This window comes from Janthinobacterium sp. SUN206 (assembly GCF_030587305.1).
GTDB classification, from domain to species: domain Bacteria; phylum Pseudomonadota; class Gammaproteobacteria; order Burkholderiales; family Burkholderiaceae_D; genus Janthinobacterium; species Janthinobacterium kumbetense.
The window spans coordinates 1,361,687-1,387,875 of the sequence record NZ_JAPWIB010000001.1 but is presented as its reverse complement, the minus strand read 5'-3'; the positions used below and the strand labels follow the sequence as shown (position 1 = coordinate 1,387,875).

Genomic DNA, 26,189 nt, shown 5'->3' with positions numbered 1-26,189 from the left:
TTTTCACCACAAACCCGCTTCGGCGGGTTTTTTCATTTCCACCACCTGAAAGGCATCCATGGCTATCGAAACAACCGCCGCCGGCGGCGCACTGATTAAAATTTTTGGCATCCCGGTCCTGGCCGGCGCTGCCGCAACCTCACTGGGATTCATGTTCATGTGGCCAAAAACAGCCAAGGAAGCGGGCGTGCGCTTCTTCGTCACCATTCTCTTTTCTGCCCTGATGGGGCCGGCCCTGGTCGTGGTCGTGCGCAACTGGATGCCGGGCCTGTTCGACAGCGCGCGCGCCGTGGCGGTGCTGTACGGCAGTGACCCGGCGCTGGGCTTCTTGTTCATCGCCGCGCCGCTGATGGTGGCCGCCGGCTTGCCCGCCTGGTGGGTGCTGGGCGCCACGGTGCGCTGGCTCGACAAGCGCCGCGACAAGGACATTGGCGAGCTGGCGCGCGATGCGGCCGCCGTCGTCAAGGACGTGCGGGGTGGCCTGTGAACCTGAGCCCACATTTCAGCCTGGCCGAAATGGTCGCCTCGCAGGTGGCCACCCGCCAGGGCATCGACAACGCGCCGGCGCCCGCCATCGTCGCCAACCTCACGCGCCTGGCTGCGCTGCTCGAGCAGGTGCGCGCGCTGGTGGGTGCGCCCATCACCATTTCCAGCGGCTACCGCTCGCCCGCGCTGAACAAAGCCGTGGGCGGTGCCGGCAACAGCGCCCACGTGCTTGGCCTGGCTGCCGATATCGGCACGGCCAAGTTGGCGCCCAAGGCCCTGGCCCTGCTGATCCGGCAAAGCGGTATCGTCTTCGATCAGCTGATCTACGAGGGCACGTGGGTGCATATTGGATTGTCGGCTGGCGCGGCGCGGCGCCAGGTGCTGACGGCCAAGTTTGCCGGCGGCGGCGTCAGCTACGTGATTGGCATCGTATGAGCGCCCTGGGCATGTTGGTGGCTGGCGCCGTCAACGGCATCTGGAAGGCGGCCGCCATCGTGCTGGCCGCCGTGCTGCTAGTGGTGGCCAGCTCCACTGGCACCGGCTGGTGGCTGGCCGCCAGCGATCGTGACGCCGCGCGCGCTGCGCTGGTGCGGGAGCAGGGCGTCAGCGCTGCGCTGCGGGCCTCGATCAGCGAGCAAAACCGGGCCATCGATGGCATGGCCAAGGCAACCTTGGCAGCACAGGAGCGTGGCGCGGTGGCGCAGGCGGCATCTGCCGCCAAGGGCAAGAAGTACGACGCAGCCCTGGTGAAAATCACGGGCGCGCGCGCCACGACTTGCGACGAGGCCATGCCGGCCGTCAGGTTTTTATTGGAGGGCGTGCGATGAAATGGATGCTTGTATTGCTGCTGACCGGCTGCGGCAGCGCGCCGCCAGCGCCGCAGCGGGTAGAAGTTCCCGTCTTTACGCCATGTGTAAAGTCGGTACCGCAGCGACCAGCATATGAATTCGACCAGTTGGCACCGGCAGCAACGGATGGCGAGATCGTCCTGGCGCTGGCGCGAGACTGGCCGCGAGGTCGGAAGTATGAGGTGGAACTGGAGGCAGTAGTTGCGGGCTGCGCTCAGTCAGACAGAAAAGCAGAGCGCTGATTGTCGCTGCATGAACAGCGGCAATCAGCCTCGGCACGCTGGCCAGGCCAGGCCAGTGAACCAAGTAGGCTCGTGTTCTTGCGTTTTTAGATGGCCCTACCCTTTGCATCCGGATCAAATAATTCAATAATTTTATCTTTGAGATAGGAAATTATTTCATTTGTATTATTTTTAACTGAGGTTAATATTATTTCCAATCCCGATGGTGGTTTTTTTTCTTCAAATGATTTTATTGTGAGCGACTTCCCAAAGGCTAATTTGCTGATGACTATAGATTTGTCAATAGGATTAAATAAAAAAGTAATATCATTCACCTGCGCTAAAATCCTAAAATATTCTGTAGGTTTTTTAATTTCTCCAATTGCTAAATTTTGTGGTCCATCGGTTACATATTTAAATTCCGTTCCATTTATAATTCTTAGGCAGTTTTCCCTTCCAACTGAGAAGCTTACAAGAATAAAAACTATAACAACATATAGCAATGAATATTTAAAATGACTCGGAAGCGGTAAATCATTAATGAATTTTGTTCGTATGGCGAAGTAATATATTGGAGCGCTTACCAGAACTGGAACTACTTTCCATTTTATTTCAGGGCCATTCATGGCAAAGATAATTACCATGCATGTGTAAATTATAAATAATTTTTTTTGCTTATTTCGAATGATGAAGTGATATTTATAGTGCTTTTCGGCTTTATTTTAAGATCAAATTTCCTTACTGTATTCGTCGCGAAAAGATTGTTGAAGAATATAACAAAAAAGAATGTCCCAAGTGTTAATGCTAAAGGCTTTACGGCATATTTTACTATGTCTGTTAATGCTATGAACTCGATTATATTGAAGTCCAATATTGACCAATAGCCGAAATTGTAAAGAACGCTACTTAATATTGAATATAATGTAATGAAATAGATTATATTTTTTAATGACTCTATTTTAATGCCATTTATTTTTTCAAATATTTCATCATTGGTGTTATTATTTATTTCTCTGTTGCGGTGATATATTATTCTGTTTGTGTTTGATATTTTTATTCTATTTCGAAATGGATTTATTGTCATCGTGTTTTTGAGGTGGAATTTTAAATTCTTTGTGGTGAGATACCAAGTGTGACTGAATTTTTTGATGCTATTCTAGTGGCAGACATGACTCTAGTGTTAGCTAAATTGGAATGAAGATTAGGAATGTGCGCTGACTACACCCCCAGCCGTAAAGAGCAGATCGAAGAGAGTTTCCGGACTCGGTACCCGCTGCTCGACCTCCCGCCCGAGGCATGGCCCGGCTACATGGCCCCAATCCTGCGCGACTCACACGAAGCACCCGGCGAACTGGAAACCGCCCCAGCCATGTTCGGCATGGTGCCTCACTGGGCAGACCACAAGCTGGCCCGCCAGACCTACAATGCCCGCACCGAGACGGTGGCCACCAAGCCATCCTTCCGCAGCGCCTGGAAGCGCAAGCAGTTCTGCATCATCCCGGCCGCCAATTTTTTTGAGCCCAATTACGAAACCGGTAAGCCCGTGCGCTGGCGCATTGAGCGCGCGGACGGCGGCCCGGTGGCCATTGCCGGGATATGGGAGTACCGACCAGCTGATCAGCTGCTGTCGTTCTCGATGCTGACGATCAATGCCGACGATCATCCGCTGATGCAACGCTTTCACAAGCCGGACGATGAAAAGCGCATGGTGATGATCCTGGAGCCAGACCAGTACGAAGGCTGGTTGGATGGCTCCCTGGTGTCCGAAGAGGATGTTTATCGGCAGTATCCTGCAGAGCTGCTCGTTGCGCAGCCCGATCCGATGCAGCCGCGAGCCCGTGCGAAAGCGCCTGCGCCATTTACGCCCTTGGAGCAGGGCGGACTCTTCTAGTTACAAATTCCGCTTTCTGGTTTCCTAAGCTTTGTAATGAGCTATGTTTTTATACAGTATTTTTAAAGTGGATGATGAAAATTTGGGAATCAAGGCGGCGAGAGGAGGGGCCGTGCTGGCGGCCCAGTAGCGCGGCGCAGGCTGCTGCAGCTGACGCTGGAAAAGCGCTCGTGGTAATCGCGCTCGTGACGCCAAGTTTCTTGTGAGATAGCCAGCGCAGCTACTACAAGCTGCGAACAAAAGCGCTCAATGAAGATTTCCAGTTGGAGGAGTTGATTTTTTCAAAGTATAATTTTGATAATTTTATCTTTTCCTCAACATATAAGATATCGGAGAGCTGCTCTGTTCTTCGGCCGAGAGTGTCAAACAAATAATAAGTCAGTACAGTATTTTTGTGTGTTCTGCGATTGATTATCTCCCAAGTTATCTGGTCGTCATTCGCTTGAAAAACATCGCTGCTGTTAATTTGGGGCATTAACTCCCAACCTGCCTGCTCGAGAGCTTCTCTCAACTCAATCATGCGTGTCTTGGTCACTATAAATCCTCTCATAATCATGTAGGGGGTATGGTGCCGCCATGCTCGCTATTCCTGTCACTTGGCTGGTCTTGCTGGCTACCTAGCTGTTGTACGCATTGAGGTTTAAGCCGCTGCAATGGCATCGCCAACATCTGGCGGTACGCCGATGTGTACCTCCTCGGCTGCGGGCCAACCTGCTCAAAACTTAGCACGTTGCACCGCTGCCTATCTCCGGCTGAAAATTTAGCTGACGACCATAGTCTCCAATTTTTCTCCCAAAGCCGCCCGAGCCGTCCGCTTCCCGTCCGCATCATCGTTGCGCCAGTGTGGCGCAGGTCGTGCGGCGTCCAGTCGCCGTCCTTGCCGCCGGCCAGTTCTGCGGCTTCATCGATTCTCCGTTACTTCACCGACATGCGCGGCGCAACAGCTGTGACTTTACGAGCATTTGTTTACTGTACAACATACATCAGTTCGATATACTGTATATATGTACAGTATTTTTGAGGCAAATGATGAAGGTGTGGGCAAAGCGACGACGAGAGGATGGGGCAGTGCTGGCAGCCCCTGCACCGGCAGTAGAGGGCGCCATGCTGCTCGAACTGTTGGTGGTCGATGTAACGCTGGAGGGGAATCGTCGCCCGTCAAAAGTAGCGCGCTTGCAGACGATAGGCGCGCCGCGCATTTTGGCGCAGCTTGCCAGGCCCAAGCTGGTGCGGGCACAGGGATGGAATCTAGTGCTGAGTGGCATTGAGGCAACGAGGGATGAGTCCGGCCACACCCGCGAGGTCGCCCAGACCTGGGTATGCAAACTTTTCGTACCGGAAAACGCTATCGGATTCCGCGCCAGGGAACTGTATCGATCCGGAGTGGCGCTGCCGAAAAAACTTGCGCGTGAGAGCGGTGGCTCGCGCGGGTTGCTGGCGGTGGCTGACGATTACTCAGATGTGCTTCAGCGCCACGCCACGTGCGCTGAGCTGCGCACCCATCAGATTTCCACATTTCCGGAGGGCCGCCTGATTGACTGTTTTATCGAGTGGATGTCAGAAGAGTCGTTTGAACTGGGCGGCCTGCAGTTGCGCTCGAGTTTCGAGAGCTGTCCGGAGCAGCTGCAACGCGGCGGGTGGCTGGTCTACATCGACGTGAAAGAACGCGAGCTGACGAAGAGCGAGGCGCGCATGATTCGATAGAATACGGATCAACTTAACGCGCGAGGACGATCTGGCCTCGGGTAAATGAAAAGTTATGAGCAAGATTCGAAAACCCCTCAGCATCGAGCAGCTGAAAGAAATCCAAGATCGCAACGACTCGGCCGACGTGCGCGCGCTTTTGTGGGAGGTGCGGCGTCTGCGTGAGGTTGCAGCGGCGGCCGATGAATTGGAGCGCAGCTTGGGGCCGCGCGTCGGCCTGTCCGGGCTGATCCGTGCCTCGCTTCGGGTGCAGCTGGACGGCGAGCCTTGCACCGTCTCGATGCTGCCCTCCACATGAACGTAGTCGTTCAGCGTGTCGGGCAGGATCGTCCGGCGGATGCCCAGCCGGCCACGCGCTGTTGCTGGTCGACCAGTACGATGATTTGGCAGCCGGCCGCTGCGCTGCCATAGTTCAGCTGCAGGTACTCACCCTGGTGTTGATAGCCAGCGGGCGTGCCATAGCGAGCGGCGAGGGCGAAGCTGTTCATCCCGATGGCATCTGGCGCTTTGTTGTCGTCCTGGTTGTCTGTCGCGCAGCCTGCCACAACGCACAGCAAGGCAAGCGGAAACAACAGGCGCATGATTGATCTCCTCGTATTGGTGGGTCAATTAATGGTAGCGCGCGATGTTGACGTAGCCCTTGCGAAAGTTCAGGCCAGGGCAAAAAAATGGCAGACTGCCCCAAGAAATTGACGATCCAGCTGAGTTTGAGAGCGCGCGTTACAAGTGCGTCGGAGATTTTTTGCGGAACAAAGTCAGTTTTGCGGAACAGGCGGGAACAAGAAAAATAGCGAGTGCTATCTTTGTGAAGTACATGTGCGCTGGTGCCCGGAGCCGGAATCGAACCGGCACGCCCTTACAGGCGGGAGATTTTAAGTCTCCAGTGTCTACCAGTTTCACCATCCGGGCAGCGCGGCGAGATTCTAGCACAGGTGATGCCCATAATGCCATCTTGTGCCTGAGCCAGGCTGTCCGGTTTGCGCCGGACAGCCTGGTTTCATCTGCCTGCCGTCAGAACGTCGCCTTGAACTGCACTCCATACGTGCGCGGTTCGTTGATGATGCCCGTCAGGTTGTCAAAATCGATGGCGCCCAGCGACTGGATCTGGTTGGTGATGTTGCGGCCGTACGCGGAGATTTCGTATTTGTCCCATTTGTAGCCGACGCGCAAGCCGCCTTCCAGCAGTTCCTTGGCCTTGTATTCCTTCGCTTCATACAGGAAGAAGTTGTAGCTGGTGCGATAGGCCCAGTCCGTGTAGGCGTAGAACTCGCCATTGGCGAGGGGAATGCTGTATTTCAGGGTGAAGTTGGTCTGCCATTCCGGCGCGCGCGGCAGCGGGTTGCCGTCGATGTAGGCCGTGCCCTTGAACGGACCGACGGGGTCGGTGACGGTACAGCCGCTGGCCGGGTTGTTTTGCGCATTGCCGCAACTGAGGACGAACAGTTTCTTGTCCTGGATTTCCGTGTGGTTGTAGCTGCCGCCCAGGGTCATGCTGAGCGAATCGCTGAGATTCGCCTGGAAATCCAGTTCCACGCCGCGGCCGGTGGCCTTGTCGGCATTGATCAGCTGGTTCATGTTGACGGCGCCGCTGCCGGCCGTCAGCTGCTTGTCCTTCACGCGGTACTGGAACACGGCCACGCTCAGGCGCGCGCGCTTGTCGAACAGGTCTTGCTTGATGCCCGCCTCGACGGACAGCGCTTTCTCGGCGCCCGCAAACGAAGGGCGGTCGGCCAGGCCGTTCAGGCGGCCCTGCATCGACGGCGCGCGGTAGCCGGTGGCGATGCGCGCGTAGGCATTGGTTTCCGGCGTGAGCACATAGGTGCCGCTCAAGTCCCAGCTGACGTTGTGCGAGGTGTCGTGCAAGTTGAATGGGCCGGCCGTGGTCGCTTCCACGCGCTTGGCCGAGAAATCCTTCTTGTCGCTCGTGTAGCGCAGGCCGGCGCGCAGTTTCAGGGCGTCCGAAACCGTGTAGTTGAGCGAGCCGAAGGCCGCGTACGACTTCGAGCTCTGGTTTTGCGTGGCGTAGGCGCTGTTTTGCGGATTGCCGGGCGCCAGGCTGTCAAAGCTGATGCTGTCGATCTGGATATCTTCCTTGAAGTAGAACAGGCCGCCTATCCATTGCAGCGGGCCGCGGGCAGACGATTCGGCGCGGAATTCCTGCGAAATCTGCTTGTGGTTGGGGATCACGTCGGCCGTTTCCACGACGAAGGGGATGAAGCCGGGACCCATCGGCGGGGCGTACACGGCGCCATAGCCGCCGTCGACGTCGGCGCGGCTGAAGAAATCGAGTTTTTCGTAGCCGGTGATCGAATGCAGGGTGACGCCGGGCAAGTCCCATTTCAGGCGCATGCTGCCGCCCTTGGTTTTCAGGTGCTGGCGGTTGATGCCGTCGGTCGGGTAGGAGCCGTAATCGAAATTGTCGACCAGGTCATTCGTGCCCTGTTTCAGGATGTTGGCGCGGAACAAAGTGGCCGTGCCGTCGAGGTTACGCGCATGCACGTTGAACAGGGCCGTGAAATCGCGCGTGGGCTTGACCAGTACCTGCAGGCGGGCGGCGCTGTCTTCATAGCCTTCGAAGTCGCGCGTGCCGGTGGGACGCGGGTTGTGCACGCGGTCGTCGCGGCGCTGGGTCTGGCCGGAAAAGCGCAGGGCCACCGTGTCGCTGACGGGCACGTTGAAGGCGCCTTCCAGGTTCTTCATGCCATCCTTGCCGAAACCGCCGCTCAGGTAGCCTTCCGTCTTGAAGACGGGCTTGGCGGAGTCGAACTTGATCACGCCGGCCGGCGAGTTACGGCCAAATAGGGTGCCTTGCGGGCCGCGCAGCACCTCGACCTGATCCACGTCAAACACGGGAAAACCCTTCAACATGGCGTTTTCCTGCACCACGTCGTCCATCACCAGGCCCACCGGTTGCGAGGCGTTCAGGTCGAAGTCGGTATTGCCCAGGCCGCGAATGTAGAAACGGGGAAAGGTGCGGCCGTAATCCGATTCGACGGAGACGCTGGGCGAACGGCTGTTGAGGAAGCGGATGTCGGCGCCGCCGGCCGTCAGGGTGTCGAGCTTGTCGCCCTTCAGGGTGGCGATGGACATGGGCACGTCCTTGATGTTTTCCGCGCGCCGCTGCGCCGTCACGATCACCGTTTCCAGCTGGCCAGGACCGGCCTGCGCCACCGGCGCGGCAGGCGCGTCGGTGGCTGGCGGCGGGACGCTGTCCTGCGCCATCGCCTGCAGGGGGAAGGCGGCAGTGATTGCCAGGGCAATCAGGGTGTGGCGTATTGTGCTGGCGCGTGTGCTGGCATGCGGTGTCATCATGAAACGGCTCCTGTCGGTGAAGGTTGTTGGGGCGCTGCAAGCTGGCGCTGGCCAGCTGGACGAAAAATCATGCTAGCACGGAAAGTTTTGGTATTCATGCCATTTTTCAGGCCTGCTCATTCAGATGTTTTTCGACTGAATACGCGAATAAAATCGTATTTGTCGTCAATATTAGGCGGGTGCATAGTGGAGTGCCGGCAGGCTTGCGCGAGCGCAAAGTGGCCTGGCGTGGCGATGGAGGTTTCCTGCGGAAACGCAAACAGAGGGAGGGCTGTTGCCGTGCGGCCAGCGCCCAGTCACTGGAAATACAACAGCTGCCGCGGATTTTTTTCGGCAGGGGCGTGTTGTTGCTGCGCGACAGAGGATAGTACCGGTGGCGGCTATCCCCGTGTGCGGATCAGCCGGGAATGGGCGTGCCCTGGTGAAAAATCATTTGCCAGCGGCCATCGCGCCACTTCCACAGCGAACTGCGCAAGCTGGCGCTGGCGGGCAGGGCGCCGCTGGCGTGGCGCTGCGAGCGATAGGTCACCAAGGCCACATCCTCGGCCAGCAGGCGGGCTTGAAAATCGCTGATGCTGCGCGGACAAAAATCTTCTGCCGGCAAGTCCGCCAAGGTCGCGGCGCGTGTCCAGAGCTTGCCCGAGCTGCCGAATTCGACGAACTCGTCTGCTAGCAGCGCTGCCAGCCTGGCGCTGTCGGCGCGCACGGCCCGGCTTTGCAGCGCCGCTTCCAGCGCCTGCAGCTGCGCCGCCAGGCGTGTGCCGTCCTGCGTCTGCTCCTGCGTGTGGTCCATTGCCAAGGTCTTCAGATGGGAAACGCGCCCGCGCCCGACACATTCAGGCAGGCGACCTTATCGCTGGAAAAATACTTGATTTGCCCCAGGCCGATGGCGTAGCAGCCGTCGCTGAGCGGGGAAATGGGGCCTGTGAGTTTTTCACCGCTGATCAGGGTAACCACCCAGGGCGTGGTGGCCGGTTTGCCCGCGTGGGCCAGTGCGTGTTGTACCAGGTCTGACATGGAGCCTCCGATGGAAATCAAAGCTCGATGATAGCAGTGCCGCGCGGGCTTGGGCGATGCCGTGCCGGCCTGGCGCATGGGCTGCGCCATGGCCGCCGCGGCAGGCATGACCGGGCGTCATTATTTATTTGCATAATGGCAATTAAGTGATATAGTTGACAAGCACCCCTGGCGAAAAAGCTTGGCAAGGCAATGTTGATTGATCCTTTTCTGCCGTGCAGCGTTTGTTCCGCCGGCGCCGCGCGCACTACTTTTGAAAGCCGCACCATGTCCAGCCAGTACCCTGACGCCCCGCCCCGCTTTTCCATGCCCCCGCCGCCGGTCACCAATACGCCGCTGGAATTCATGCCCACGCACGATCTGTCCTTCTGGGACAGCGATGTGACGTCGGGCTGCATGGTGTCGCTCGATGCCGCCGTGTCGTTCAAGGATGGCTACCCCTCCTTGCGCATCGACCTGCCAGCCGGCTTGCCTGCCGGTACCGTCGTGAAAGTGGGCACGACAGGCGCTGCCGGCAAGGGCCAGCCGCGCATCCCGTTCAACTGGGATTTGCAACGCTTTTCCTTCGCCCTGCGCTCGACGAATGCCGCCATCATGCAGACGGGGGGCATGATTTACCTGGGCAACAGCGATTACAGCAGTTTCTGGTCCGGCTTCCTGAATGCCTTGCATTACGGCGGTTCCGCCGCCGCCGACACCTTGATGTTCGTCAACAATGAGTGGTGGGTGCCCAAGCTGGCCACGCCGCTCGATAGCGAGGGCACGCCCACGGCACAAAACCTGTCGCGCGGGAAATTTACCGTGCAGCTGACCGCCGCCACGACGCAGCCGGAAACCATCTGGCTGGGCATGGTTGCGGCATTGCCGAAGCGTAAATTGCCCACCGTCATCTTGTCCTTTGACGATGGTTATGCCTCCTGGGATACGTATCTGATGGAGCGGCTGAAATACTATGATTTGCCGGCCTCGTTTGCCATCGTCACGTCCCTGCTGGGGCAGCCCGATTACATGTCGGCCGAGCGCATGAAGGCGCGCTTCGACGATCCGTCGCGCCTGTTCGACTTTACCCTGCACCAGAGCGTGCACGACAATGTGGCGGTACAGGGTTCGGCCCAGTACGTCACCGCGCTGCAGGTGGGGCGGGACAAGATGCGCGCCGCCGGTATCGGCGGCGACGGGCCATCGCACCATGCGTGGGTCGAATCGCTGTGGACGAATACGGCCATCAACGCGATGCGCGCTGCCGGTTTCCTGTCGGCGCGTGGCGCCGGCTATACGGCCGAGCGCGGCTTTGACCAGATGTTTTTCACTGGCAACGACAAGGATGCCTACATCCTCAACACCTCCACGGTCAACCTGACAAACGACGCCAGCTTTGCGCAAGTCCAGGCGGCGATCCAGACGGCGGTGGGCGACGACAGCTTTGTGTTTGTCAACGGCCACGATATCGTCAGGACGCCAACGTCCGATTACCAGACTTCGTATGCGGTCATCGATGAATTGCTGGCATGGCTGGCGGGGCAAGTGGCTGCCGGCGCGCTGCAAGTGGTGTCGCATAGCCGCTGGTTTGCCGATACGACGGGCAGGGTGACGGACCGGCGCTGATCGCCCCGGGAGCAGGGCTGCGCCGGCGCCTCAGGCGTCGGCCAGCAAGTTCTTCGGCAGGGCCACCGATACCAGCTTCCAGTGCCACAGGCCGTCGCGCGCCAGCGTCAGTTCGCCGATATGGCTTTTGCTGTGGGCGCGCTGCACCACGACGCTGTCCCAGGAGGTGTAGCGCAGTTTGTAGTCGGGCTTGGTATTGCGCTTGCGGCCGCTGATGTCGCTGACCTTGGCGAGCGGTTTTTCGTAGCGGTCATTGAGCTTCATCAAGGCGACGATGCCCTCAGGCATCAGCATGGTATCGAGCAAGGGGTCGATGACGTCGGGACTGATGTCGTCGGCCACTTCGGGCGCCGAAAACAGGGTGTGCAGTTGTTGCCCGAGGCTGCCGCGCAACTGGGGCAGGTCGATATGCGCAGCGAGGGCCTGGGTATCCTCGTCCATCGTTGCCGTGCGAATCTTGTTCATGGTGAAATACGGGCTGCCATAGAAGACGCCGGCCAGCGCGACCAGTGCCACTACAGCGAGAAGCATCATTCTTTTCATCGTGCGATCTCTCGGATGCCTGGCGACCCGGTGCGCCTGAAGTGTTGGCATTCTACATAATATTTCCCAAAATCAATATAGAGGTTTAAGTAAGTGTTGTTTTAGATCAAGTTTCTTCAAAGTAATTCCGGCGGCAAGGTGATGTCCGTCAGTTTCCAGTCCCAGATGCCATGGCGGCGCAGCAAAAACTGGCTGGCGGCGGGCCCGGCGCCGCTGCGCCGCAGCACCACTTCGTTCCACGAGCGGTACGCCATGCCGAAGTCGTGGCGCTTGCCGTCCGCCCCGTGCTTGCCATGCAGGATCAATACCGTGATGCCGGGCGGCGAGACGATGGTGTCGAGCATTTCCTTGAAATCGTCCTCATTGGCCGTTTCGCCGGCCGCCCGCAGCTGGCGCGCCACGCTGGCGCGCACGGCGGGCAGGTCGGCCTGCTGCGCCAGGTTTTCCAGGCGCACGGATTTCGCCGCGATACTGATGCGGTACATGGCGATATAGGGGCTGACCCAGGTGAAGCCGATGGCGGCAACGGCAAAAATGAGTGCGGTGGCGTACTTTCTTTTCATGGTCCGTGTTTTTGTATGAGCTGTGCCGCCGTGATTTTACCCGGCCAGGGGCGGCGGATGGTGTAGCATTCGTGCCGGCGCGGACCATCGCGCCGCAATATTGAGGACAACCATGAATATCACTATCAATCAGGTGCTGCAGTCGTATATCGACCCGCTCACCGCCAGCGAGTACGCGGCGCTCGAGCGCAGCCTGCTGGCCGAAGGCTGCCGCGATGCGCTGGTGCTGTGGAACGACGTGCTGATCGACGGGCATAACCGCTATGCCATCTGCCGCCAGCACGGCATCGAATTCAAGACCATCCAGAACACCAGCTTTACCTCGCTCGACGATGTCATGCTGTGGATGATCGACAATCACCTGGCGCGCCGCAGCGTGTCGGACTTCCAGCGCGGCGTGCTGGCCCTGCGCAAGAAGGAAATCGTCGCCGCGCGCAGCCCGGCGCCCGTCAGCGCCCAGGATGCGCCGGACGGCGAAAACGCGCCGAAGCCGCCCATGAGCACGCGCGAAGAGGTGGCCAAGGCGGCGAGATTGAGCAGCAACCAGATCAGCCAGATCGAGAAGATCCAGAAGGCGGCGTCGCCGGAACTGGTGGAAGCCGTCCGCTCGGGCACGATCTCGATCAATGCGGCGGCCACCGTGGCATCCCTGCCGCCGGAAGAACAGGTGGCGGCCGTCGCCGGCGGCAAAAAACTGCTGCGCCAGGCGGCCAAGGAAATCCGCGAACAGCGCGCTGCCACGCGCACGCCGCGCGAGCCGAAGGTGCATGTATCGCAGGATACGCCGGAAACGGGCAACGAGCCGTGGGCGGATAACGCGGCCCAGGCGCCGTCCGAAGCGGAACGCCTGCGCGGCGAGATCGCCAGCCTGAAACAGAAGGTGGCGCAGCTGCAGGCGGAAAATGTGGAGTTGAACCAGCGCATCGCGGCCCTGATTGACGCATCCTGATCTGGAGTTTTGGCATGTTACATCGCAGTGCCCTGTTTGCCTCAGTTGCTGTCGCCAGTATTCCCGTGCTGGCCGCACCCGCTGTTTCTGTCAAGGACATGGCCCGCTGGCAGGCGCAGGCGGCCAATGTCAGCATCGCGCGCGATACGTGGGGCGTGCCCCATGTGACGGGCAAGACGGATGCGGATGCCGTGTTTGGCCTGATGTATGCGCAGGCCGAAGACGATTTCCCCCGCGTGGAACTCAATTACATCAACGCCATGGGGCGCCTGGCGGAAGTGGAGGGCGAACGGGAGCTGTACCGCGACCTGCGCATGAAGCTCTTCATCGACCCGCTTGAGCTGCAGGCGCAGTACCGCGCCAGCCCGGCGTGGCTGCGCAAGTTGATGGACGCCTTTGCCGATGGCCTGAACTTTTACCTGGCCACGCATCCGCAGGTCAAACCGCGGCTGATCGCGCATTTCGAGCCATGGATGGCCTTGAGCTTCAGCGAGGGCAGCATCGGCGGCGATATCGAATCGATCAACCTGGCGCAGCTCGAAGCGTTTTACGGCCAGCAGGCCAGTCCTGCCGCCGTGGCGCTGGCCAGCATCGAGACCGGGTTGGACCCCGAGCCCAGCGGCTCGAACGGCTTCGCCATCGCGCCCGCCATCACCAAAAATGGCCATGCGCTCTTGATGATCAACCCGCACACCTCGTTCTACTTCCGTCCCGAAGTGCAGGTCACCAGCGGCGAAGGCTTGAACGCGTACGGCGCCGTCACCTGGGGCCAGTTCTTCGTCTACCAGGGTTTTAACGAGCGCCTGGGCTGGATGCATACCTCGGGCGGCGGCGACGTCATCGACGAATACCTGGAAAGCATCGTCGACAAGGACGGCGCCTGGTTCTACCGCTATGACGGCGGCTTGCGGCCCTTGAAAACCGTGCCCATCACCTTGCCCTACAAACTGGCCGACGGCGGCATGGGGGCGAAAACCATCACCGTCCACTACAGCCACCACGGACCCATCGTGCGCGCGCAGGACGGTAGATGGGTGGCCGTGCGCCTGATGCAGGAACCGTTGAAGGCTTTGATGCAGTCGTACGCGCGCACCAAGGCGCGCGATTATGCTGCGTTTTATCAAACGATGGAATTGCGCACGAATTCGTCGAACAACACGGTGTATGCGGATGCGGATGGCAATATCGCTTACTTTCATGGCAATTTCATCCCCGTGCGCGACCCGCGCTTCAACTGGAAGCAGCCTGTCGACGGCAGCGACCCGGCCACGGAATGGCAAGGGCTGCACACGGTGGCGCAAACCATCACCCTGTTCAATCCGAAGAATGGCTGGATCCAGAATACGAACAACTGGCCGTATTCGGCGGCCGGCGCCAACAGTCCGCGCCAGAGCGACTATCCCGCCTACATGTCCGTGTACGGCGAAAACGCGCGCGGCCTGCATGCCGTCAAGGTTTTCCAGAACCAGAAGGATTTCACGCTCGACAAGCTGATCGCCGCCTCGTACGACAGCGAACTGACGGCCTTCGAAGCGCTGTTACCGCCCCTGTTCGCGGCATACGATGCATTGCCGGCGGGCGACGCGCACAAGCTGGCGCTGGCCGACAAGGTGGCCTTGCTGCGGGCCTGGGACTGGCGCTATGCGCTGGACTCCACCGCCACCTCGCTGGCCGTGTTCTGGGGCCAGGAGTTGGCCGAGCTGGCAGGAAAACAGGCGCGCGAGCAGGGCGTGCCCGTCGTCGATTTTCTGGCGACGGACAAGGTCACGGCGGCGCAGCGCCTGGCTGCACTGGCGACGGCGGCCGATAAACTGCAGCGCGATTTCGGCAACTGGCAAACGCCGTGGGGCGAGATCAACCGCTTCCAGCGCCTGACGGGGGATGTGGTGCAGCCGTTTGACGATGCGCAAGCCAGCCTGCCCGTGCCTTACGCGTCGGGCAACTGGGGTGCGCTGGCCGCGTATGGACAGAGCAGCAAGAGCACCACGCGCAGGATTTACGGCGAGCGGGGCAACAGCTTTGTGGCGGCCGTGGAATTCGGTCCCCGCATCAAGGCGAAAAGCATCCTCGCCGGTGGCCAGAGCGGCGACCCGAAGTCGCCGCACTTCCGGGACCAGGCGGCCATGTATGCGCGCGGCGAATTCAAGGACGTGCTGTTTTATCCCGAGGACGTGGCGAAGCACCTGGAGCGCAGGTACCACCCCGGAAAATAGCCGCCGGGCGTATCAAATCGCGTCGAGCGCCGTGCGCAGGTCATGGCGCAAATCCTCGATATCCTCGATCCCCACCGACAGGCGGATCAAGCCATCGCCGATGCCCAGCCTGGCCCGCTGCCCGGCCGGGATGCTGGCATGCGTCATCAGGGCAGGGTGCTCGATCAGGCTTTCCACGCCGCCCAGGCTTTCGGCCAGGGCGAACACCTCGCAGCGTTCGAGGAAGCGCCGCGCGCCCGCCAGATCCGTATCGAGGTCGATCGAGATGATGCCGCCGAAGCCATCCATCTGGCGCCGCGCCAGCGCGTGCTGCGGGTGCGAGGCCAGTCCCGGATAAAACACCTTGCGCACTTCCTTTTGCTGTTCCAGCCACTGCGCCAGGGCCAGGGCGCTTTCGCAATGGCGCTGCATGCGGATGGCCAGGGTTTTCACCCCGCGCAGGGCCAAAAAGCTGTCGAACGGCCCGGCAATCGCGCCCACGGAGTTTTGCAAAAAGCCCAGCTGCTCGCGCCATTCCGCCTGACGTTCTTCCGCGCCGACGATGGCGATGCCGCCGATGATGTCCGAGTGGCCGTTCAAATACTTGGTGGTCGAATGCACGACGATATCGAAGCCGTGCTCCAGGGGGCGCTGCACCAGCGGGCTGGCAAACGTGTTGTCCGCCACGGCGAGGATGCCCCGTTCGCGGCAGATGTCGGCAATGGCCCGCAAATCCGCCAGTTTCAGCATGGGGTTGGTGGGCGTTTCCACCCATACCATCTTCGTTTCCGGGCGCAGCGCGGCCAGCAGGTTTTCCGGATTCGTCAGGTCGACATACGTGAATTCATGACCGGCCGAGCGGCGGCGCACGCGCTCGAATAAACGGTAGGTGCCGCCGTACATGTCGTCGCCGGCGACGATGTGGCTGCCCGCGTCCAGCAATTCCAGCACGGACGAGATGGCGGCCAGGCCCGAGGCGAAGGCGAAGGCCGCACTGCCGCCTTCCAGGTCGGCCACGCAGCGCTCCAGCGCCCAGCGCGTGGGGTTGTGCGAGCGGCCGTAGTCCAGGCCTTTATGTACGCCGGGGCTGTCCTGCACGAAGGTGGAGGTGGCGTAAATGGGCGGCATGATGGCGCCCGTCGACGGGTCGGGCGACTGGCCGGCGTGGATGACGCGGGTGGCGAGGCGGCTCTTGCGGGGCGTTTGTTGGCTCAAGATAGTGTCCTGCGTAAGTGGTTGAGAAGGTCGAAGCGGGTGATCAGGCCATAGAAGGCGCTGTCGTCGGCGACGACGGCCGTCAAGCCCCGGTCCAGGGTGGCGCGCAGGGCGGGCAAGCCGCTGGACGGCGCCAGGGTTTCGATCTGCGTCGTCATGGTGGCGCCCACCAGACCCGCGAAATGCGCGGCGTCGCCGGAGACGTGCAGCAGCAAGTCCGATTCGTCGAGGATGCCGACCAATTGGCCGCCGTCGATCACGGGCAGCTGCGCCAGGTCGCTGGCGCGCATGCGGTTGAAGGCCGTGAGCAGGGTGTCGCCCGGCGCCACGCTGACGACGTCGCCCTCGTCGTAGCGGCGTCCGATCAGGTCGCGCAAGTCGCCGGACAAGGCCCGTTGCAACAAACCCTGGTCGCGCATCCAGCCGTCGTTGTAGACCTTCGACAGATAGCGCGTCCCCGTGTCGCACACGAAGGTGACGACGCGTTTGGGCGTGGTCTGTTCGCGGCAGTACTTGAGCGCGGCGGCCAGCAGGGTGCCCGTGGACGAGCCCCCTAAAATGCCTTCGGCGAGCAGCAGGGCGCGCGCGGAATCAAAGCTTTCCTGGTCGCTGATGGTGTAGGCCTTGGTGACGCTGTCCATGTCGGCGATCGAGGGAATGAAGTCTTCGCCGATGCCTTCCACGGCCCACGAGCCGCTCGTGTCCGATACCTTGCCCGTGTCGATGTATTCGGTGAGGATGGAGCCTTGCGGGTCGGCCAGCACGAATTCCAGCTTCGGCTGCGCCTTGCGGAAGTAGCGCGTCAGGCCCGTCAGGGTGCCGGAGGAGCCGACGCCGACGACGATGGCGTCCACGTCATGGCCGCTTTGCTCCCAGATTTCGGGCGCCGTCGTCGTTTCGTGGGCCAGCGGATTGGCGGGATTGTTGAACTGGTCGGCAAAGAAGGCGCCCGGCAGTTCGCGCGCCAGGCGCGCCGCGTAATCCTGGTAGTACTCGGGATGGCCCTTGCCCACGTCCGAGCGCGTGGTGTGCACTTCGGCGCCCAGGGCTTTCAGGTGCAGTACTTTTTCCGTCGACATCTTGTCGGGCACGACAAGGATCACGCGGTAGCCCTTGATGCGGCCTACAAGCGCCAGGCCGATGCCGGTGTTGCCGGCCGTTGCCTCGACGATGGTGCCGCCCGGCTGCAAACGGCCGTCGGCTTCGGCCGCTTCGATGATGGACAGGCCGATGCGGTCCTTGATGGAACCGCCGGGATTTTGCGATTCCAGTTTCAGGAACAGCTGGCACAGGCCCGTGTCGAGCCTGGTCACTTCGACCAGCGGGGTGTTGCCGATCAGCTTGTATAGCGCTGGCGGCCGGGATGGGGATGGCATTCGATCATTCATGGTGGCTCCTGTCAGAGAAACAGCCGCTCCGGATTGTGTCCCGAGCCGCCTTCCGTGCCGCGCAGTGTAGGCGGGTGCACGGGTGCGGCGAACGAATGTTTGCATGCTTGCATATGCGGCTTTCGCATATCGCTTGTGGCGTGCGCGCTTCGAGTATGCGCCGTTTTCAGCCCGCTTGCCGCGCCAACGGCACGACTATTAAGCTGCCGCAAGCCCGCCATTGCGATTTATAATCACGCCTCGAAAAGGAACTAAACAGTATCCTGAAAACCAGACGAACAGGGCAGGCGGCAGTGGCAAAACTTTATTTCCGGTATTCCGCGATGAACGCGGGCAAGTCGACGGCCTTGTTACAGGTCGCGCACAACTATGAAGAGCAGGGCCAGCAGGTGCGCCTGTACACGGCCGCCATCGACAGCCGCTACGGCGTGGGAAGGGTCACTTCGCGCCTGGGCCCGCAGCGCCAGGTCGATATCTTTCATGCCGACACGAATTTCCTCGACGCAATTCCCCAGGTCGCTTGCCTGTTGGTTGACGAAGCGCAATTTCTCAGCACGGCACAAGTGCAACAATTGCACCAGCTGGCGCAAGTGAAGGGCGTGCCCGTCATCTGCTACGGCTTGCGCACGGATTTCAAGGGCGAACCGTTCCCCGGCTCGGCCTATCTGCTGGCGCTGGCCGACGATATCGAGGAATTGAAGAATATCTGCACTTGCGGCAAGAAGGCCACGATGAACATCCGCGTGGATGAGCAGGGCCGCCGCATCAAGGAAGGCGAGCAGATCAGTATTGGCGGCAACGAGAGTTACCGCCAGGCGTGCGGACGCTGTTTCTATGCCTGATTTACAACACCTAGCAAAACCGTAGCGAGCGGAAGGAAGTTGTGGTTGAGAAGCGCAACTGTACGAAGGTACAGTGAGCATCGCAGACCGCAAATTACGACGCGCAGTAGGTTTTGACAGGTGTTCTTATTCGGCGACGGGCGCGCCTACATCGGCATCGTCCGCCAGCGCCAGGTCGCCCCGTTCGAAGGCGGCGAGGATGTCATTCGCCCGCGCCACGTCGTGTTCGCGCACCATCACGCGGGCGCCGCCGATGGCGGCCGCCAGCAGCATGTCGGCCTGCATGTGCTGGTCATCCGTCAGCAGCACGTCGATGCCGGCGGCGGCCAGGCAGCCGCGGATGACGTGCGCATCCGTGGGGATCATCAGCCGGGCAATTAAAACGTAGTCGTCGTGCATGGTGCCTCCTGGCAAGGTAGATTCATCCCCATCTTAGCACCGGGCCAGTCCTTACAGCTTGAACACGCCTACCACCTGGTTCAGTTCCTGCGCCTGCTCCTGCAAGGCGTCGGCCGCCGCGGCCGCTTCTTCCACCAGGGCCGCGTTCTGCTGGGTCACCTGGTCCATCTGGGCGATGGCCTGGTTGACTTGCTCGATGCCGCTGCGCTGCTCTTCGCTCGCCTGGGCGATTTCGGCCATGATGGTGCTCACTTGCTGCACGCTGGCCACCACCGTGTCCATGGTGGCGCTGGCCTGGCTCACTTGCGCATGGCCCAGGTCCACCGTGCTGGCGGACGCCTGGATCAAATCCTTGATGTCTTTCGCCGCTGCCGTCGAGCGCTGCGCCAGGGTGCGCACTTCCGTGGCGACGACGGCAAAGCCGCGTCCCTGTTCACCGGCGCGTGCCGCTTCCACAGCCGCGTTCAAGGCCAGGATATTCGTCTGGAAGGCGATGCCGTCGATGACGCCGATGATGTCGGCGATCTTGCCCGAGGAACTGCGGATGGCGTCCATGGTGCTGGCCACCTGCGCCACGGCCGCGCCGCCTGCCGCTGCCAGGCTGGACGAGTCATGCGCCAGCCGGCTTGCCTGTTGCGCGTGATCAACGTTCTGGCGCACGGTGGAGCTCAGTTCTTCCATCGAGGCGGCCGTTTCTTCCAGCGAGCTGGCTTGCTGCTCCGTGCGGCTCGACAAATCCAGGTTGCCGCTGGCGATTTCACCGGACGCCGTGGCGATCTGCCCGGCGCTGCCGCGTACATTGCTGACCACTTGCGACAGGTTGTCGCTGATGCGGTTCATGGCCAGCAGCAGGCGGCCGATTTCGTCCAGGCTGCTGGTATCGAGGTGCACCGTCAGGTCGCCGGCGGCGATTTGCGCGGCGGCCGTTTCGGCGGCGGCCAGCGGACGCGACACGAGAGTGCGCACGAGCCAGTACAGCAGCAGGGCGAAGACGAGCAGGGCGATGAAGCCGGAAATGGCCAGCTGGTTGCGCATCTGGCGTGCTTCCAGGGTGATCTCGTCCGTGAACGTGCCGCCCGCGATGATCCATTGCCAATCCTTGAATTGACGGTAAAACAGCTGCTTTTCGCGCGCGCTGGCACTTGTTTCGCCGGGCGCCGTCCACGTATAGCGCATGGCGCCGTCCTTTTGCGCCAGCATTTCCTGGATGAACAATCGGCCGTCGCTGGCCTTGAACTCGAGCGCGCTCTTGCCTTCGCTGTTCGGGTGCAGCACCAGGTGGCCGTAATTGGTGCCGGGCGCCGTGTCGACGATATAGATGTAACCCGTCTGGCCGATCTTGACCTGGCGAATCTTCTCTTTCAGCATGGCCAGATTCTTGCTGATATCGAGGCCGATGAACAGCACGCCCACCACCTTGCCGCCCGCATCGCGCACGGGGTCATATTGCGTGATGTATTGCTTGCCAAACAGGGTTGCCATGCCAACGAAGCGCTGGCCGGCGCGCAGCGGCGCATAGCTGGGGTGGTTGTGGTCGAGCTGGGTGCCGACGGCCCGTTCGCCATCCTGCTTTTTCAGCGAAGTGCTGATGCGCACGAATTCATCGCCGTTGGCGGCAAAAATGGTGGCGATCACGCCCGTCTGGGCCGTATAGCGGTCGACCAGGGACGTATCGAGGTTGAGCACCCTGTTGCCGTTGGCCAGGGCCGGCGTGGCCTTGCCGGCCACGGCCACCATGGCGCCCGTATCGATCGAGAACGGGCCGGGAAATTCGGCCGCGAACAGGCGGGCAAAGCTGGCCGCCTCGTTGACCATGGCGGTATGAAATACTTCCGTGGTCGTCATGACGCTATTGAGTTCGCTGGTGACGGCCGCTTCGGCGCGCTGTTCCAGGGCATTGGAGGTGCGGATGCTGATCAGGGTCGTCAGGCTGGCGAGGATCAGGCTGACCAGCGCAAACGTGAAGACGGTAATCTTGCCGCCGACACTCCAGTGGCGGGGGGAGAAGGAAATTGTAGGCATAGTGTGAGTCTGGCAAAGGGTAATCAGCTCGGCCATTCCTGGTCATGACATGACACGCGGGGAGGGGATCTGGTGGGGAATGCGCTTGAAACGGAGGCGCGCAGGCTGTCGGGCCGCGCACAGGCAAGCTGAATTTCAGGGCGCGATGATAGCATGTTGCTTGTGTTTTGTTACTAAGTGTTTCCCGCAGGAATCATTTCTTTTGCATAAAAACATCACCTGCATCAAGGATTGCAAAGACTGACTATTGACTTTTTTGATTTCAATAATGAATGTTTCTGTTCGTCACTGGCGGATGATGTGATTTTTGTCACGAATGTTTCACTTTGTAATGAATGACACGCTGCCTTTAATCCGCGTTTAAGCTTCCAGGAAGAAACTGATATTCCATGGGAGACTGCCAGGCCGTATCCTGTAGAATAATATGCAGACCAGTCGTGTATTCCCCTTACTGTCTTGCTGGCTGGCGCATGCCTATCTGCGCCGCCTGGAATTGATTCAACTAATTTTCGGAGAAGCCGATGAAGAAGCAAATGATGCTGGTCACCCTGGTGCTTGCCCTGTCAGCCCACGCTGGCGCAGCCCAGACGGACAAGAGCGCCGCTCCTCCGCTACCCATGAAGCCGCTGGCCCAGCAAACGCAGGCCGCCTTGTGGGCATCGCGCGTATTGACACGCGTCCATTACAAGGCCATGCCGCTCGACGACGCCATGTCGGAGAAAATCTTCGATCGCTACTTCAAGTCCCTGGACGCGGAAAAACTGTTTTTCGTGCAAGCCGACGTCGACCGTTTCGCGCCGCTGCGCACCAAGCTCGATGACGCCATCATCAATGAAGACTTGACGGCGCCGTTTGCCATCTACAACCTGTACCAGCAGCGTTTCGACGAGCGCATGGCGTATGCGCGTGAATTGCTGAAAACCAAGTTCGACTTCACGGCCGACGAGAGCTACCAGCTCGACCGCGAAAAGGCTGCCTGGCCGAAGAATGACGAGGAAGTGCGCGACCTGTGGCGCAAGCGCGTCAAGAACGACTGGCTGCGCCTGAAACTGGCGGGCAAGGAAGACAAGGCCATCCGCGAGACTCTGGACAAGCGCTATGAAAGCTACACGACCCGTTCGCGCAAGCTCAACAGCGAAGACGTGTTCCAGATTTTCATGAATTCGTATGCCATGTCGATCGAGCCGCATACCAATTACCTGGGCCCGCGCGCGTCGGACAACTTCGACATCGCCATGCGGCTGTCGCTCGAAGGCATCGGCGCCGTGCTGCAGACGCGCGACGAATACACGGTGGTGCGCGAAGTCGTGCCGGGCAGCCCGGCCGGCCTGTCGGGCAAGCTGAAAGTGGGCGACCGCATCGTCGGCGTGGGGCAGGGCGAAAGCGGCCCCATCACCGAAGTGCTGGGCATGCGCATCGACGACGTGGTGCAGCTGATCCGCGGCGCCAAGGATTCCGTGGTGCGCCTCGACATCCTGCCGGCCGACGCCGGCCCGGACGCCAAGCACGTGGTCTTGCCGCTGGTGCGCAAGAAAATCAGCATGGAAGAGCAGGCGGCGAAGAAATCGATCATCGAAGTGCGCGACAACGGCGTCAAGCGCCGCATCGGCGTCATCTCCCTGCCGACGTTCTACCAGGATTTCGAAGCGCGCCGCCGCGGCGACAAGGACTTCAAGAGCGCCACGCGCGACGTCAGCCGCTTGCTGGCCGAGTTGAAGAAAGACAAGGTCGACAACGTCCTGATCGACTTGCGCAACAACGGCGGCGGTTCGCTGAACGAAGCCGTTGAACTGACGGGCCTGTTCATCGACAAGGGCCCTGTCGTGATGCAGCGCAATGCCGAAGGCAAGGTCGAAGTGGAAAGCGATACGAATGCCGGCCTGGCCTGGGATGGCCCGATGGGCGTGCTGATCAACCGCGGCTCGGCTTCCGCTTCCGAGATTTTCGCCGCCGCCGTGCAGGACTATGGCCGTGGCGTCATCATCGGCGAAGGCAGCTTCGGCAAGGGCACGGTGCAAACCTTGTTCAACCTCGACCGTTTCGGCGGCAGCGAGAAAGCCCGTTTCGGCGAGCTGAAAATGACCATCGCGCAATTCTTCCGCATCAATGGCGGCACCACGCAGTTGCGCGGCGTCACGCCCGACATCAAGCTGCCAGCCATGTCGGACGCGGAAAACTTCGGCGAGTCGAGCTATGACAATGCCCTGCCATGGGTCGCGATCAAGCCGGCGCCCTACATACCGACGGGCGACCTGAAGGAGATCGTGCCGCTACTGGACAAGAAACATGATGCGCGCGTGGCCAAGGACAAGGATTTCCAGTACTTGCTCGATGACATAGCCCTCGTCGTCAAGCAGCGCAAGGAAAACCAGATTTCGCTCAATGAAACCGTGCGCCGCAAGGAGCGCGATGCCCAGGAAGCGCGCGCCAAGGCCCGTGAAAAACGCCTGATCGCGCAGATTTCGAACCCTGCCGACGACCTGGTGGTGATTCCGGATCCGAAGGACGTGCTGAAGGGCGCGAAAGCGGCCAACAAGACGGCCAAGCAGATCGCCGCCGTGAAGGGCGCCTTGCGCACGGACGACGGCTTGCAGGGTGACGAACGGGCGCTGAGTGCCGAACTGGACGCTGAAACGGCCGCGAAGAGCGCGAAGGATGTGCTGCTGAACGAAGCAGCGCGCATCCTGGCCGACGAAGTGGCGCTGATCAAGGCCGATAGCCGCATGGCGTCGAAGGTCTTGCCATATGGCGCGGACGGCAAGGCGACGCCGGTGACGGCAGCGAAATAAGGCTTGTGGTCGCGTAAGAAGCCGGTTCCTTGCGGAGCCGGCTTTTTTTTTGCGCCATCAGTTATCTGTCTGGCGTATTTCTATCATTCCAACAATCAATTGGATTGATATGCCGCGACGCAGCATAATGCACCCGTCTCCTCTATTCTCCTCCAAGAAAATAGATTCAGCCCGCTCCCGCAGCGGGCTTTTTTTTGTCTTGCTTTTTGCGTGGTGCCCGCCGCGTTTCCTCAAGTCTGTCCTCCGCATGCCGCTGCAAGCGTTCAATCCCGACTGAATTTGTCGGGAATCGCTCAGATTTGCTCCGTTATACATTTTCCATTCTTGTTATATTCCCACAAAGAAATTTTCTTTGGCTTTCTGTAATGGCAGCGCGGTCTAGCGCGGCAGCAAAGCGCGTTATCCGCCACGCAGTGCGCCGTCCCATGGCTGCCTGTGCCTGATGCATAGCGCCCGACGCCGGCACCGCATGCTTTTTCCTTTATTCATTCCGTCATGCCGCCAGCGGCGACCGAGAGGCTTATCTTGCGTTGTAAACTTCTTCCCCTGACCCTGCTGCCCTTGCTGGCGCTGATACAGACCGCCTGGGCCGTCGATCCTCCTGGTGCCGGCAGCCAGCTGCAGCAGATTCCCGCCGCCCCCCCGTTGCCGAAAGCGCCGCCCGCCATCCGCGTGCAGCAGGGCAATGTACCCGCCGCCACGGTGGGCGATACGACGCGCATCACCGTGCAGCGCCTGCAGATCGCGGCGCCGCCAGTCTTCACCGAGAGCGAACTGGTGGCCGCCTCGGGATTTACTGCGGGAAGCGAGCTGACCCTGGGCGAATTGCGCGCCATGGCGTCCAACATCGCCAGCTATTACCAGAACCACGGCTATTTCCTCGCGCAAGCCTATTTGCCCGCGCAAGATATCAAGGATGGCGTCGTCACGATCAGCGTCTTGCCAGGCCAGTATGGCCAAGTGCAACTGCGCAACCAGAGCAATCTGTCCGACGGCCTGGCCGGCACCGTGCTGGCGGGCCTGGACGGGCAGGTGATCGCCACGGCGCCGCTGGAACGCCGCTTGCTGCTGCTGTCGGACTTGCCGGGCGTGCAGGTCAGCTCGACCTTGGCTCCGGGGGCCTCGCTGGGCGCGTCCGACCTGATCGTCGACGTGCAGCCGGGCTCGCGCTTCAACGGCAGCATCGACCTGGACAACCAGGGCAACCGCTACACGGGCCGCAACCGCATCGGCGCCACCCTGAACATCAATGAACTGGCCGGCATCGGCGACGTGGCCACCGTGCGCGCGTTCACCTCGGCCGACGGCCTGAACTATGGCCGCCTGGCCTACCAGGGGCAGGCGGGCTTGCTGCGCCTGGGCGGCGCCTACACCTATATGGACTACAAGCTGGGCAAGGAATTTGCCGTGCTCGACGCCAAGGGCACGGCGAAGATCGCCAGCGCCTACGGCAGTTATCCGCTGATCCGCTCGCGCAGCAACAACCTGTATGCACAGGTCAGCTATGACGACAAGACTTTCCAGGACCGCACGGAGTCGACGGGCAGCGTCAACGACAAGAAGGCCAGGGTGTGGATGCTGAATCTGAATGGCGACAGCAAGGATGGCTGGGGCGGTGGCGGCGCCAGCACGTATTCGCTGACCTTTACCACGGGCAAGATCGATATCGGGACGCCGGCAACCTTGGCGCTCGACCGCGCGACGGTGAACAGCAACGGCCACTTCAACAAGCTGGCCTTTAATGGCGCGCGCGTGCAAAGCCTGGGCGGCGAGACGAGCCTGTTCGGCACCGTCAGCGGCCAGGCGGCGTCGAAAAACCTCGATGTGTCCGAAAAGATGGGCATCGGCGGCGTGGGCGGCGTGCGCGCCTATCCGGGCGGCGAAGCGTATGGCGACCAGGGCTATGTGCTGAATGTGGAGCTGCGCCAGAACGTGACGGCGTTCACGGCCTTTCCCGGCCAGCTGCAAGTGCTGGCGTTTGCCGACACGGGCACCGTCAAGCTGAACCGCGATGCCTGGAGCGCCGGCGAGAACCGCCGCACCCTGAGCGGCGCGGGCGTGGGCGTGACGTGGACGGGCGCCAACGCGCTCGTGCTGAAGGCGTATTACGCGCACAAGCTGGGCAATGCCAAGGCGACTTCCGCCCCCGATGCGGCAGGACGCTTCTGGCTGCAAGCCGTCAAGTACTTCTAAATTAATACAA

Annotated in this window: 25 protein-coding genes and 1 tRNA gene; 12 read left to right on the top strand and 14 right to left on the bottom strand. The window is 60.6% G+C overall.

Annotated features, from left to right (window positions below; genetic code table 11):
* Nucleotides 1-3: 3 nt before the first annotated feature.
* Nucleotides 4-159 (bottom strand): hypothetical protein, encoded by a 156-nt coding sequence (locus O3300_RS06060; RefSeq protein ID WP_305052405.1) that lies wholly within the window; start codon nucleotides 157-159, stop codon nucleotides 4-6.
* Here O3300_RS06060 and O3300_RS06055 point away from each other — a divergent pair.
* The 3 genes from O3300_RS06055 to O3300_RS06045 are packed head-to-tail and all read left to right on the top strand — an operon-like array spanning nucleotide 158 to nucleotide 1,313.
* A complete protein-coding gene (locus tag O3300_RS06055) occupies nucleotides 158-487 on the top strand; it encodes a hypothetical protein (protein ID WP_305052404.1) in 330 nt (109 codons plus the stop codon). The genes O3300_RS06060 and O3300_RS06055 overlap by 2 nt on opposite strands.
* The gene (locus O3300_RS06050) at nucleotides 484-921 is read left to right on the top strand and encodes a D-Ala-D-Ala carboxypeptidase family metallohydrolase (RefSeq protein WP_305052403.1); all 438 of its coding nucleotides are present in this window, start codon (nucleotides 484-486) and stop codon (nucleotides 919-921) included. Before O3300_RS06055 ends, O3300_RS06050 begins: the two co-directional genes overlap by 4 nt.
* Nucleotides 918-1,313 (top strand): hypothetical protein, encoded by a 396-nt coding sequence (locus O3300_RS06045; RefSeq protein WP_305052402.1) that lies wholly within the window; start codon nucleotides 918-920, stop codon nucleotides 1,311-1,313. The genes O3300_RS06050 and O3300_RS06045 overlap by 4 nt, the downstream gene beginning before the upstream one ends.
* Before the next feature lie 349 nt (nucleotides 1,314-1,662).
* On the opposite strand, the gene O3300_RS06040 is transcribed toward O3300_RS06045, so the two are convergent.
* On the bottom strand, nucleotides 1,663-2,181 hold the full coding sequence (locus O3300_RS06040) for a hypothetical protein (RefSeq protein WP_305052401.1): 519 nt from the start codon (nucleotides 2,179-2,181) through the stop codon (nucleotides 1,663-1,665).
* Nucleotides 2,182-2,762: 581 nt separating this feature from the next.
* On the opposite strand from O3300_RS06040, the gene O3300_RS06035 reads away from it, so the two are divergent.
* A complete protein-coding gene (locus O3300_RS06035; protein WP_305052400.1) occupies nucleotides 2,763-3,446 on the top strand; it encodes an SOS response-associated peptidase in 684 nt (227 codons plus the stop codon).
* A gap of 223 nt (nucleotides 3,447-3,669) precedes the next feature.
* On the opposite strand, the gene O3300_RS06030 is transcribed toward O3300_RS06035, so the two are convergent.
* On the bottom strand, nucleotides 3,670-3,981 hold the full coding sequence (locus tag O3300_RS06030) for a hypothetical protein (protein ID WP_305052399.1): 312 nt from the start codon (nucleotides 3,979-3,981) through the stop codon (nucleotides 3,670-3,672).
* Nucleotides 3,982-4,550: 569 nt separating this feature from the next.
* Here O3300_RS06030 and O3300_RS06025 point away from each other — a divergent pair.
* Together O3300_RS06025 and O3300_RS06020 are read left to right on the top strand one after the other, a co-directional pair.
* Nucleotides 4,551-5,150, top strand: coding sequence for a hypothetical protein (locus tag O3300_RS06025; RefSeq protein ID WP_305052398.1), 600 nt, complete (start codon nucleotides 4,551-4,553; stop codon nucleotides 5,148-5,150).
* 55 nt (nucleotides 5,151-5,205) lie between these two features.
* Nucleotides 5,206-5,448: a hypothetical protein gene (locus O3300_RS06020; RefSeq protein ID WP_305052397.1), complete on the top strand. Its 243-nt coding sequence runs from the start codon at nucleotides 5,206-5,208 to the stop codon at nucleotides 5,446-5,448.
* Nucleotides 5,449-5,458: 10 nt separating this feature from the next.
* Here O3300_RS06020 and O3300_RS06015 read toward each other — a convergent pair whose 3' ends face one another.
* The 5 genes from O3300_RS06015 to O3300_RS05995 form a co-directional block, all read right to left on the bottom strand.
* The gene (locus tag O3300_RS06015; RefSeq protein ID WP_305052396.1) at nucleotides 5,459-5,731 is read right to left on the bottom strand and encodes a hypothetical protein; all 273 of its coding nucleotides are present in this window, start codon (nucleotides 5,729-5,731) and stop codon (nucleotides 5,459-5,461) included.
* Between the two features lie 241 nt (nucleotides 5,732-5,972).
* Nucleotides 5,973-6,059 (bottom strand) — tRNA-Leu (locus tag O3300_RS06010).
* Nucleotides 6,060-6,161: 102 nt separating this feature from the next.
* On the bottom strand, nucleotides 6,162-8,459 hold the full coding sequence (locus tag O3300_RS06005; RefSeq protein ID WP_305053134.1) for a TonB-dependent receptor: 2,298 nt from the start codon (nucleotides 8,457-8,459) through the stop codon (nucleotides 6,162-6,164).
* 400 nt (nucleotides 8,460-8,859) lie between these two features.
* A complete protein-coding gene (locus O3300_RS06000; protein ID WP_305052395.1) occupies nucleotides 8,860-9,255 on the bottom strand; it encodes a nuclear transport factor 2 family protein in 396 nt (131 codons plus the stop codon).
* 11 nt (nucleotides 9,256-9,266) lie between these two features.
* Nucleotides 9,267-9,479, bottom strand: coding sequence for a hypothetical protein (locus O3300_RS05995; protein WP_010399127.1), 213 nt, complete (start codon nucleotides 9,477-9,479; stop codon nucleotides 9,267-9,269).
* A gap of 267 nt (nucleotides 9,480-9,746) precedes the next feature.
* Between O3300_RS05995 and O3300_RS05990 the strand changes: the two genes are divergently transcribed.
* Nucleotides 9,747-11,084: a polysaccharide deacetylase family protein gene (locus O3300_RS05990; protein ID WP_251348255.1), complete on the top strand. Its 1,338-nt coding sequence runs from the start codon at nucleotides 9,747-9,749 to the stop codon at nucleotides 11,082-11,084.
* A 30-nt stretch (nucleotides 11,085-11,114) separates the two neighbouring features.
* On the opposite strand, the gene O3300_RS05985 is transcribed toward O3300_RS05990, so the two are convergent.
* Nucleotides 11,115-11,618: a DUF2939 domain-containing protein gene (locus O3300_RS05985; protein ID WP_180278753.1), complete on the bottom strand. Its 504-nt coding sequence runs from the start codon at nucleotides 11,616-11,618 to the stop codon at nucleotides 11,115-11,117.
* A gap of 125 nt (nucleotides 11,619-11,743) precedes the next feature.
* Entirely contained in the window at nucleotides 11,744-12,190 is a 447-nt protein-coding gene (locus tag O3300_RS05980) for a DUF2939 domain-containing protein (protein ID WP_251348257.1), read from the bottom strand.
* Between the two features lie 112 nt (nucleotides 12,191-12,302).
* Between O3300_RS05980 and O3300_RS05975 the strand changes: the two genes are divergently transcribed.
* A complete protein-coding gene (locus O3300_RS05975) occupies nucleotides 12,303-13,139 on the top strand; it encodes a hypothetical protein (RefSeq protein ID WP_099667468.1) in 837 nt (278 codons plus the stop codon).
* 14 nt (nucleotides 13,140-13,153) lie between these two features.
* On the top strand, nucleotides 13,154-15,352 hold the full coding sequence (locus tag O3300_RS05970; protein ID WP_305052394.1) for an acylase: 2,199 nt from the start codon (nucleotides 13,154-13,156) through the stop codon (nucleotides 15,350-15,352).
* Nucleotides 15,353-15,364: 12 nt separating this feature from the next.
* Here O3300_RS05970 and O3300_RS05965 read toward each other — a convergent pair whose 3' ends face one another.
* A complete protein-coding gene (locus O3300_RS05965) occupies nucleotides 15,365-16,546 on the bottom strand; it encodes a PLP-dependent aspartate aminotransferase family protein (protein WP_305052393.1) in 1,182 nt (393 codons plus the stop codon).
* Complete coding sequence (locus O3300_RS05960) at nucleotides 16,543-17,934, bottom strand: pyridoxal-phosphate dependent enzyme (protein WP_369812263.1); 1,392 nt, start codon at nucleotides 17,932-17,934, stop codon at nucleotides 16,543-16,545. The genes O3300_RS05965 and O3300_RS05960 overlap by 4 nt, the downstream gene beginning before the upstream one ends.
* 293 nt (nucleotides 17,935-18,227) lie before the next feature.
* On the opposite strand from O3300_RS05960, the gene O3300_RS05955 reads away from it, so the two are divergent.
* Nucleotides 18,228-18,776, top strand: coding sequence for a thymidine kinase (locus O3300_RS05955; RefSeq protein ID WP_099667472.1), 549 nt, complete (start codon nucleotides 18,228-18,230; stop codon nucleotides 18,774-18,776).
* A 126-nt stretch (nucleotides 18,777-18,902) separates the two neighbouring features.
* On the opposite strand, the gene O3300_RS05950 is transcribed toward O3300_RS05955, so the two are convergent.
* Entirely contained in the window at nucleotides 18,903-19,175 is a 273-nt protein-coding gene (locus O3300_RS05950) for a putative signal transducing protein (protein ID WP_099667473.1), read from the bottom strand.
* Between the two features lie 51 nt (nucleotides 19,176-19,226).
* Nucleotides 19,227-21,197, bottom strand: coding sequence for a methyl-accepting chemotaxis protein (locus tag O3300_RS05945; RefSeq protein WP_305052392.1), 1,971 nt, complete (start codon nucleotides 21,195-21,197; stop codon nucleotides 19,227-19,229).
* Nucleotides 21,198-21,718: 521 nt separating this feature from the next.
* Between O3300_RS05945 and O3300_RS05940 the strand changes: the two genes are divergently transcribed.
* Nucleotides 21,719-23,986: a carboxy terminal-processing peptidase gene (locus tag O3300_RS05940; protein WP_289910528.1), complete on the top strand. Its 2,268-nt coding sequence runs from the start codon at nucleotides 21,719-21,721 to the stop codon at nucleotides 23,984-23,986.
* Between the two features lie 525 nt (nucleotides 23,987-24,511).
* Entirely contained in the window at nucleotides 24,512-26,179 is a 1,668-nt protein-coding gene (locus O3300_RS05935; RefSeq protein ID WP_305052391.1) for a ShlB/FhaC/HecB family hemolysin secretion/activation protein, read from the top strand.
* Nucleotides 26,180-26,189: the final 10 nt, after the last annotated feature.

Excerpts from the sequence above, each read along its gene's own strand:
- O3300_RS06015 (WP_305052396.1), bottom strand. The coding sequence starts at position 5,731 with ATGCGCCTGTTGTTTCCGCTTGCCTTGCTGTGCGTTGTGGCAGGCTGC.
- O3300_RS05970 (WP_305052394.1), top strand. The coding sequence starts at position 13,154 with ATGTTACATCGCAGTGCCCTGTTTGCCTCAGTTGCTGTCGCCAGTATT.
- O3300_RS05940 (WP_289910528.1), top strand. The coding sequence starts at position 21,719 with ATGAAGAAGCAAATGATGCTGGTCACCCTGGTGCTTGCCCTGTCAGCC.
- O3300_RS06045 (WP_305052402.1), top strand. The coding sequence starts at position 918 with ATGAGCGCCCTGGGCATGTTGGTGGCTGGCGCCGTCAACGGCATCTGG.
- O3300_RS05985 (WP_180278753.1), bottom strand. The coding sequence starts at position 11,618 with ATGATGCTTCTCGCTGTAGTGGCACTGGTCGCGCTGGCCGGCGTCTTC.
- O3300_RS06060 (WP_305052405.1), bottom strand. The coding sequence starts at position 159 with ATGAACATGAATCCCAGTGAGGTTGCGGCAGCGCCGGCCAGGACCGGG.
- O3300_RS05995 (WP_010399127.1), bottom strand. The coding sequence starts at position 9,479 with ATGTCAGACCTGGTACAACACGCACTGGCCCACGCGGGCAAACCGGCC.
- O3300_RS05950 (WP_099667473.1), bottom strand. The coding sequence starts at position 19,175 with ATGCACGACGACTACGTTTTAATTGCCCGGCTGATGATCCCCACGGAT.
- O3300_RS06035 (WP_305052400.1), top strand. The coding sequence starts at position 2,763 with ATGTGCGCTGACTACACCCCCAGCCGTAAAGAGCAGATCGAAGAGAGT.
- O3300_RS05975 (WP_099667468.1), top strand. The coding sequence starts at position 12,303 with ATGAATATCACTATCAATCAGGTGCTGCAGTCGTATATCGACCCGCTC.
- O3300_RS06000 (WP_305052395.1), bottom strand. The coding sequence starts at position 9,255 with ATGGACCACACGCAGGAGCAGACGCAGGACGGCACACGCCTGGCGGCG.
- O3300_RS06025 (WP_305052398.1), top strand. The coding sequence starts at position 4,551 with ATGCTGCTCGAACTGTTGGTGGTCGATGTAACGCTGGAGGGGAATCGT.
- O3300_RS06005 (WP_305053134.1), bottom strand. The coding sequence starts at position 8,459 with ATGACACCGCATGCCAGCACACGCGCCAGCACAATACGCCACACCCTG.
- O3300_RS06055 (WP_305052404.1), top strand. The coding sequence starts at position 158 with ATGTGGCCAAAAACAGCCAAGGAAGCGGGCGTGCGCTTCTTCGTCACC.
- O3300_RS06040 (WP_305052401.1), bottom strand. The coding sequence starts at position 2,181 with ATGAATGGCCCTGAAATAAAATGGAAAGTAGTTCCAGTTCTGGTAAGC.
- O3300_RS06020 (WP_305052397.1), top strand. The coding sequence starts at position 5,206 with ATGAGCAAGATTCGAAAACCCCTCAGCATCGAGCAGCTGAAAGAAATC.
- O3300_RS05945 (WP_305052392.1), bottom strand. The coding sequence starts at position 21,197 with ATGCCTACAATTTCCTTCTCCCCCCGCCACTGGAGTGTCGGCGGCAAG.
- O3300_RS05960 (WP_369812263.1), bottom strand. The coding sequence starts at position 17,934 with ATGAATGATCGAATGCCATCCCCATCCCGGCCGCCAGCGCTATACAAG.
- O3300_RS05980 (WP_251348257.1), bottom strand. The coding sequence starts at position 12,190 with ATGAAAAGAAAGTACGCCACCGCACTCATTTTTGCCGTTGCCGCCATC.
- O3300_RS05990 (WP_251348255.1), top strand. The coding sequence starts at position 9,747 with ATGTCCAGCCAGTACCCTGACGCCCCGCCCCGCTTTTCCATGCCCCCG.